The organism is Geitlerinema sp. CS-897 (assembly GCF_028368005.1).
GTDB classification, from domain to species: domain Bacteria; phylum Cyanobacteriota; class Cyanobacteriia; order Cyanobacteriales; family Geitlerinemataceae; genus Baaleninema; species Baaleninema simplex.
On record NZ_JAQNCQ010000060.1, the window covers coordinates 1 to 6,547 of the forward strand.

At 49.7% G+C, this 6,547-nt stretch carries 6 protein-coding genes; 3 read left to right on the plus strand and 3 right to left on the minus strand.

Translation table 11 applies throughout. The features are described from left to right. Positions 1-135 precede the first annotated feature (135 nt). On the minus strand, positions 136-288 hold the full coding sequence (locus POG22_RS03160) for a hypothetical protein (RefSeq protein ID WP_498903580.1): 153 nt from the start codon (positions 286-288) through the stop codon (positions 136-138). A gap of 138 nt (positions 289-426) precedes the next feature. Here POG22_RS03160 and POG22_RS03165 point away from each other — a divergent pair, with 138 nt between their 5' ends. Beyond that, on the plus strand, positions 427-1,914 hold the full coding sequence (locus tag POG22_RS03165) for a glycosyltransferase family 2 protein (RefSeq protein WP_498903581.1): 1,488 nt from the start codon (positions 427-429) through the stop codon (positions 1,912-1,914). Between the two features lie 558 nt (positions 1,915-2,472). Here the strand turns inward: POG22_RS03165 and psbQ are convergent. Next, positions 2,473-2,928 carry a photosystem II protein PsbQ gene (gene psbQ / locus POG22_RS03170; protein WP_035494027.1) on the minus strand — a complete coding sequence of 152 codons (456 nt, stop codon included), beginning with the start codon at positions 2,926-2,928 and terminating at the stop codon, positions 2,473-2,475. Positions 2,929-3,148: 220 nt separating this feature from the next. On the opposite strand from psbQ, the gene purD reads away from it, so the two are divergent. Next, positions 3,149-4,426 (plus strand): phosphoribosylamine--glycine ligase, encoded by a 1,278-nt coding sequence (gene purD / locus POG22_RS03175; protein ID WP_498903583.1) that lies wholly within the window; start codon positions 3,149-3,151, stop codon positions 4,424-4,426. A gap of 122 nt (positions 4,427-4,548) precedes the next feature. Here purD and POG22_RS03180 read toward each other — a convergent pair whose 3' ends face one another. After that, a complete protein-coding gene (locus POG22_RS03180) occupies positions 4,549-5,352 on the minus strand; it encodes an ion transporter (protein WP_498903585.1) in 804 nt (267 codons plus the stop codon). A 266-nt stretch (positions 5,353-5,618) separates the two neighbouring features. Here POG22_RS03180 and POG22_RS03185 point away from each other — a divergent pair. Next, positions 5,619-6,547 (plus strand): DUF1565 domain-containing protein (locus POG22_RS03185; protein WP_498903587.1); only part of this gene is annotated, 929 nt, incomplete at its 3' end.

Here is a 6,547-nt window from a genome sequence, read left to right on the forward strand (position 1 = left end):
AGTTACGAGCGGAAACCGCTGCTTGGTCGAGCGACATTAACCATTCCCAGCGCGGGGTTGACTGGCAGATGAAGGTAGAGGACGCACGCTGCAAGCTGGCCTCGGTCTACCCTAAAATTAAGTTTTGACGCTGCACTAGCCCGATCGCGTGCGATCTTGGGTGTAGATCTCCCATAGCCCGATCCGACATCCCATCCCGAGTGTAGCCGTGCGATCGCCCTCAACGAATCTCCACGTTTGGGTGTCTGATGGGGAAAATGCCATCCAAGGGAAGACTACAATAAACATTAGGAACGTTCCTCTCGCGATCGACGAGATCGTATTGGCGAGGTATCTTTAACCGCACGATGGCTCGATGGATGGCAGTGCTTCTCGAGCCGTTCAGGTCGGGGCAAGCGTCTACAATTCCTAAATTATCCGAGCGGTATGAATTTTAGTATTGTTATAACGACATACAACCGCTTATACCTTCTCAAACGTGCGATCGACTCAGCCTTGGCTCAAACCTTGCCCTGTGAAGTGATCGTCGCTGACGATTGCTCTTGCGACGGAACTCAAGAGTACGTTTTAGAGTTACAAGCGGCATTAGCAGAGATCGGCGATACGCGATTGATCTATCATCGCAATTCCACCAATAGCGGACATTCGGCGACGATGAACGCGGGAGTTCGGACGGCTTCGGGGAAATGGATCAAACCCCTCGACGACGACGATTATCTCGACTCTAACTGTCTCAGCGAAATGTGGCGAGCGATCGAACGCCACCCCGAAGCGGTCATTTGCTCCTGTCAAGCCGCTCAAGTCAATCCCGAAGAAGTCGAACTCAGTCGGACTCCACCCACCGGGCCGGGAAAAGCATTTTATATTCCCCAGGAAGACATTCATTACGGAATGCTGTTAGAAATCGTACCGTTTGGGACTCCCGTACAAGTGGCATTTCAACAAGAAGCATTTTGGAAAGCTGGAGGATGGGATTCACAGTTTGACGGGAACTGTGACGATATCGATTCTTGGATTAAAATCGGGCAATTTGGCGATGCCATTTTTATCAATCAATGTTTGGCGTATCGCACGATTTGGCAGGGGGCTTACAACCGCAAGTTCGCCCTACAAAAGCGGTTGACAACCAATATTTTGATGAAGGAGAAGATTTATCATCTCGTCAGTCCGAAGTATCGATCGCATATTCCGAAAGTCGAACACGTTGCCGCTTATCTCAAGCTGCACTGGGGAGTCGTTGCATTCAAGCAAGGGCGGTTTTGGGAAGGATTTAAACTTCTGTTTCACACGTTCTTTTATTGGCAAGCGTGGGAACTGTTCGTTCGCGCGACGTTGTTTCGCCAAAGTCCCTGGCTGGCGCGATCGAAGTGGTTTGAAGATTACAGCTTCAATTTTCCTCCTAAATACGAATCCGAACGTACGAATCTTAAGAACAGCGACATTCAAAACTATCTCAAACGACAGCGTCAAATTTTACAATTTAAATGGAGCTTAGCTGCGATTCGACAAGGACGAGTAAAATCGGGATTAAAATTAGGAACAAAAGTACTCTTAAACTTGCTAAAAGATGTAATCTACTACCGATTTCCCCAACGCTGGCAAATCAAAAAAATTCCAATTCGAGAACGAATCGAGGCCAACACCAATTTAATTGAAGAAATATACGATATTCTACAAAAAAAGTATAGTTCGCAAATTCCCTACTTAAAGGATTTACGACACTACATTCATTTGAGATGGGCTTGGGCGGCGCTAAAGCAAGGTAAAATTTTAACGAGTATTCGAGTGGCGTTTCCCGCTGTTTTCTGTTGGAAAGCTTGGGAAATTTGGCTAAAAACCATACGACATCAACACCAGGAGCAGCGTCAGAATTCAGTGAGAAAATGGATCTTAATTGACGATCGCGAACCGTAAAATCACGAGTTCTTCCGACCTGGATATGTTGAATAAATGCCTGTATGGCAGTCCCAAATGAGTCTTCAAAAATTAAAACACCCGAAAAAATCTGATTCCCCGTTCCCCATTCCCGATTCCCTTTTGGCCTCAATTTTGTTACACAACTGATTTAGGGTTGCTATAGCCTTTATCTGGAAAAGAATGCAAGCAATTTTAGCCATCTTTTTTATACCATGTAGCGAAAACTCTTATCCTGTAGCAGAATCATTTGAGTTGTGAACGTCCTCTGTAATTAAGATCGCCGTGTTACGGTACTTTCAGATTATAAAATCTCACGAATCAGTCGAGCTGGCGATATAAGAGTTTCAGCGATTTATTGCAGAATAAGTTCGGAAGAGCCGAATAACGAAAAAAACACAGATAGGACTGACGCAGTTCAACCGAAACAACACTGAATAGAGAGGTTGGTGAGCATTGCCGACCCTACAAATGGTGTAGATGCGTAACTCTTGGCAAATAAAAAACGGCACTCGTCCTGTCTTACCTGAGTGCCGCTTTATCTCAACTCGCGATCGCCTAACTCGCCGTATTCGATTTAGGAAGGATGTCTAAAAAGGCATCGAAATCAGCCAAACTTTCGCGGTAGTTTTGAACGGCTTGGGCATAATCTCGCTCTTTCGCCGCCAAATTGATTTCTTCTAAATGACGAAACAGATTTCGCGCCAAGTCTCGGCCTTGACGCTGTTCGTCAGGAAGCAAGTTGCGATTAATCAAACTCATGTCCTGTCGCAACGTTCCAAGAGGTCCGTGAATAAAGTTATCGACATCGACCCAATCTCTGGCGTCGATGAGGTCTTCAAGTTCGCCCATGCGATCGCGCAACTCCGTTACCTCAGTACTGTAAGACTGAATCCGTTCGAGAGTTTCGGGCGTGTAAGTGGGAGCCTCCACCGTCGCCGGGCCGCCGCAACTCACGAGAAACACCGCGACGCAAACCAGAAGACCGGCCAAAATCGAACGATATCGTGACATAAACATCTGAAATTTTACGCCTTTTAACTCAACTGTCCCTATCTTATACAGCGTCGGCCGTCTTTTTTCGAGCAGAGGAGCGTTCCCGAGTCCGAATGCGGACGAGAGTTGGCCTTCGCATCCCGTGGCATAATGGAGTGCGGTATATTCTCAAGCGAACTTTAAAATTGAAAGTTAGACGGGCGATGAGAGACCTGGCGATCGCAGCTAGGAGGTCTTTGTGAAAGTTTTAGTTGTGGGAAATGGCGGGCGCGAACACGCCCTGAGTTGGAAACTTCTCCAGTCGGAGAAAGTGACGAAGGTGTTTTGCATCCCCGGTAACGGCGGGACGGCAACGATGCCGAAGTGTCAAAATTTAGCGATGTCAGTCGATGATTTCGACGGTATCGCGCGGTTTGCCCTGGTGCAAGGGGTGGCCTTCGTGGTCGTTGGACCGGAACTCCCCCTAGCCTTGGGGATTACCGACGCATTGCAAGCGCAGGACATTGCTGTATTCGGCCCGACGCAAGCCGGAGCGCAAATCGAATCGAGTAAGGCTTGGGCGAAAGCATTGATGCAAGAGGCGGGAATTCCGACGGCGCAATCGGCGACGTTCGATCGCACCCAAGTCGAAGACGCCAAAGCCTACGTCAAAGCCGTCGGTGCGCCGGTCGTCGTCAAAGCCGACGGGCTCGCGGCCGGAAAAGGTGTGACGGTCGCCCGCACTCTTGAAGAGGCACTTTCCGCCATCGACGGCATCGCTCGAGGTCAGTTCGGCGACGCGGGTAATACCTTGGTCGTCGAGGAGTTTCTCTCCGGTCAAGAAGTGTCGGTTCTCGCCCTCACCGACGGCGAAACCATCGTACCGCTGTTACCCGCCCAAGATCACAAACCGATCGGAGAAGGGGATACAGGCCCGAACACGGGAGGAATGGGCGTTTACGCTCCGACCCCCGTACTCTCGCCAGAACAGGTCAAGCAAGTCCAGCGAGAGATCCTCGAACCGACCATCGCCGCGTTGCGACAGCGGGGAATCGACTACTGTGGCGTTCTCTATGCTGGGTTGATGGTGACGCCAGAGGGAGAGGTCAAGGTTCTCGAGTTTAACTGTCGCTTCGGCGATCCCGAAACTCAGGCGGTGTTACCGCTGTTGGAGACGCCGTTATACGAGTTGATGTTGGCCTGCGTGGAAAAGCGCCTCGGACAACTTCCGGCGATCGAATGGAAAAAGGGGGCGGCGGTGTGCGTGGTCATGGCGTCCGGCGGTTATCCGGGGTCTTATGAAAAAGGTAAACTCGTCGAAGGAATTCTCGAGGCTGAAGAAACTGGCGCACTCGTGTTTCACGCCGGAACGCAACTCAAACAGCAGCAACTCGTGACCAGTGGCGGTCGCGTGTTGGGCGTAACCGCAGTGGGTGAAGACTTTGAGGACGCGATCGCCAAGTCCTACGCCGCCGTTGAAAAAATTGAGTTTGAAAACTGTTACTACCGCCGCGATATCGGCTACCGTATTCGCTAGCATTTTGGCGAATTTCAGTGCGATATCTGGGGAGAGCGCCCCGACGACGGCGTAGATCCAAACAGTTTTGAAATTGACCCGATCGCAATGCAAACTGTCCGTTCTGTGATGCGATCGGATTTTTATCGAGTCGCTGTATCTTTGGGCAGTTTCGCACCGCATCGCTTACAAAATTTGGCATCGACATCGTGAACCGACCACTGACAGACCGAACATTCTAATTCGATACGTTTGGCACTTTTAACGAGTTGCTCGACCAATTCGCTCAGTTGCCAGGGAATGAGGGCGACGCCCGTTAAAATCATTAAAATGGTGAGCAGCCGACCCGTTTCTGAAAAGGGAATGACATCGCCAAACCCAACAGTCGTCATGGTAACGATCGCGAAATACAAGGCATCGAGAAAGGTGTCGAAAATTTCGGGATTGCTGGGATGTTCGACTTGATAAATCAATCCCGAAAAGATAAAAATAATAATAAATAGCGTCATCAAAATACGAACGAGAATAAATCGTTCTTCAATTCGTTCTTCGTTCCCCAAACGAAAAATAAAAAAATTTATGTTTAAGAAACGAACGATTCGCAGCATCCGAAACCAACGAAACGTAAGAATAAAGCTATGACTGTTAATTCCAAAAAAAAACGGCAAGATTACAAACAAGTCAATTAAAGACAGCGGGCTGAATAAAAATTGCAGGCGATCGCGAGCGACGCCCAACCGTACTAAATATTCAACTGCAAAGATAGTTAAAATCGAGGTATCTAAAATTTCGAGTTCTCGGAGAACCGTCGTAGAAAGGGGATAGGTTTCCGCTACAAAAATTCCCGACGACACAAAAATCAAAATGGCAATCGTTAAATTAATCGCTTGCCCGAGCGGGGTTTCGAGATCGTCGAGATAAAAAGCGATTTTGTCACGAACGGCCATTTTCCTCACCTCGGTATCCGTTCGGTCTGTACCGATCCGACCACTAGAAAGGATAACTGAAAGAGAACGTTAAATAGAACCGCGATCGCACCCGTCCTCGAAAATTTATCGAGCGATCTAAGACATTTCGTTAAAACACATCAAAATTCGCGTCTCGGGGCGCAATCTCGATTTTAGACTAGAAAGGAGTTTAAGGAGTTCGACCAATTGCCCCATCGCATCTCAGCGAGAGGGAATACCAGTCTTAATATCGCTCGAGGAAAATTATGCCGACACTTTACGTTAACCCCAATACCGGAAACGACACCGCCGACGGGAGCGCCTCCCAACCGTTTAAAACGATCCGACAGGCCCTGGCCCGAGCGACATCGGGAACGACCGTCCAACTCTCGCCGGGAAGCTATACCGAAAACAGCGGTGAAACCTTTCCCCTCACCGTTCCGACTGGCGTGAAACTCGTAGGCAACGAAAGCAATCAAGGCAAAGACATCCTCATCTCGGGTAGCGGCACGGCATCGACCAACGCCGGACCACAACCCGTCGCCCTCTGGCTCGAAGGCGATACGGAACTGCGAGGCGTCAAAATTTCCAATACCGAAACGCGCGGAACGGGGGTCTGGATTCAATCGACCGATCCCACCGTCGCCCACTGCACCTTTACATTATGCAAGCGAGAAGGCGTCCGCGCCTCGGGAACCGCCAAACCCCTCATCGAAAACAACCTCTTCGTCCAAAACGACTCTTACGGGATTTGGTTCCTCGGCGAAGCTAAAGGCGAAATTCGCAACAATACCTGTCAAAACACGGGAACGGGAATTTCGATCGGGGACGATTCGGCACCGTTGATGGCCAACAACCACATCCTCGACAACCGCATTGGCGTTTTGTTGACCCACAGCGCCCGACCCGTTCTACGCGGTAACATTATCGAAAAAAACACCGATTACGGCCTCTCGGCCATTTCTTCGGCCCTCCCCGATTTGGGCAAACAGCAAGATCCCGGCGGCAACGTATTTCAAAATAACGGCAAACAAGACCTACAAAACGCCACGTCTTTAACCTTCATCTCAGCCGGAAACCAACTCAACCCCACGAAGGTTCAAGGATCGGTCGAGTTTATCGCCGTTGATAGTGGGACGCCCGTTCCCACGCCGACCCCCACACCTACGCCGACCCCCACACCTACGCCGACCCC

Excerpts from the sequence above, each read along its gene's own strand:
- POG22_RS03165 (WP_498903581.1), top strand. The coding sequence starts at position 427 with ATGAATTTTAGTATTGTTATAACGACATACAACCGCTTATACCTTCTC.
- POG22_RS03160 (WP_498903580.1), bottom strand. The coding sequence starts at position 288 with ATGTTTATTGTAGTCTTCCCTTGGATGGCATTTTCCCCATCAGACACC.
- psbQ (WP_035494027.1), bottom strand. The coding sequence starts at position 2,928 with ATGTCACGATATCGTTCGATTTTGGCCGGTCTTCTGGTTTGCGTCGCG.
- POG22_RS03180 (WP_498903585.1), bottom strand. The coding sequence starts at position 5,352 with ATGGCCGTTCGTGACAAAATCGCTTTTTATCTCGACGATCTCGAAACC.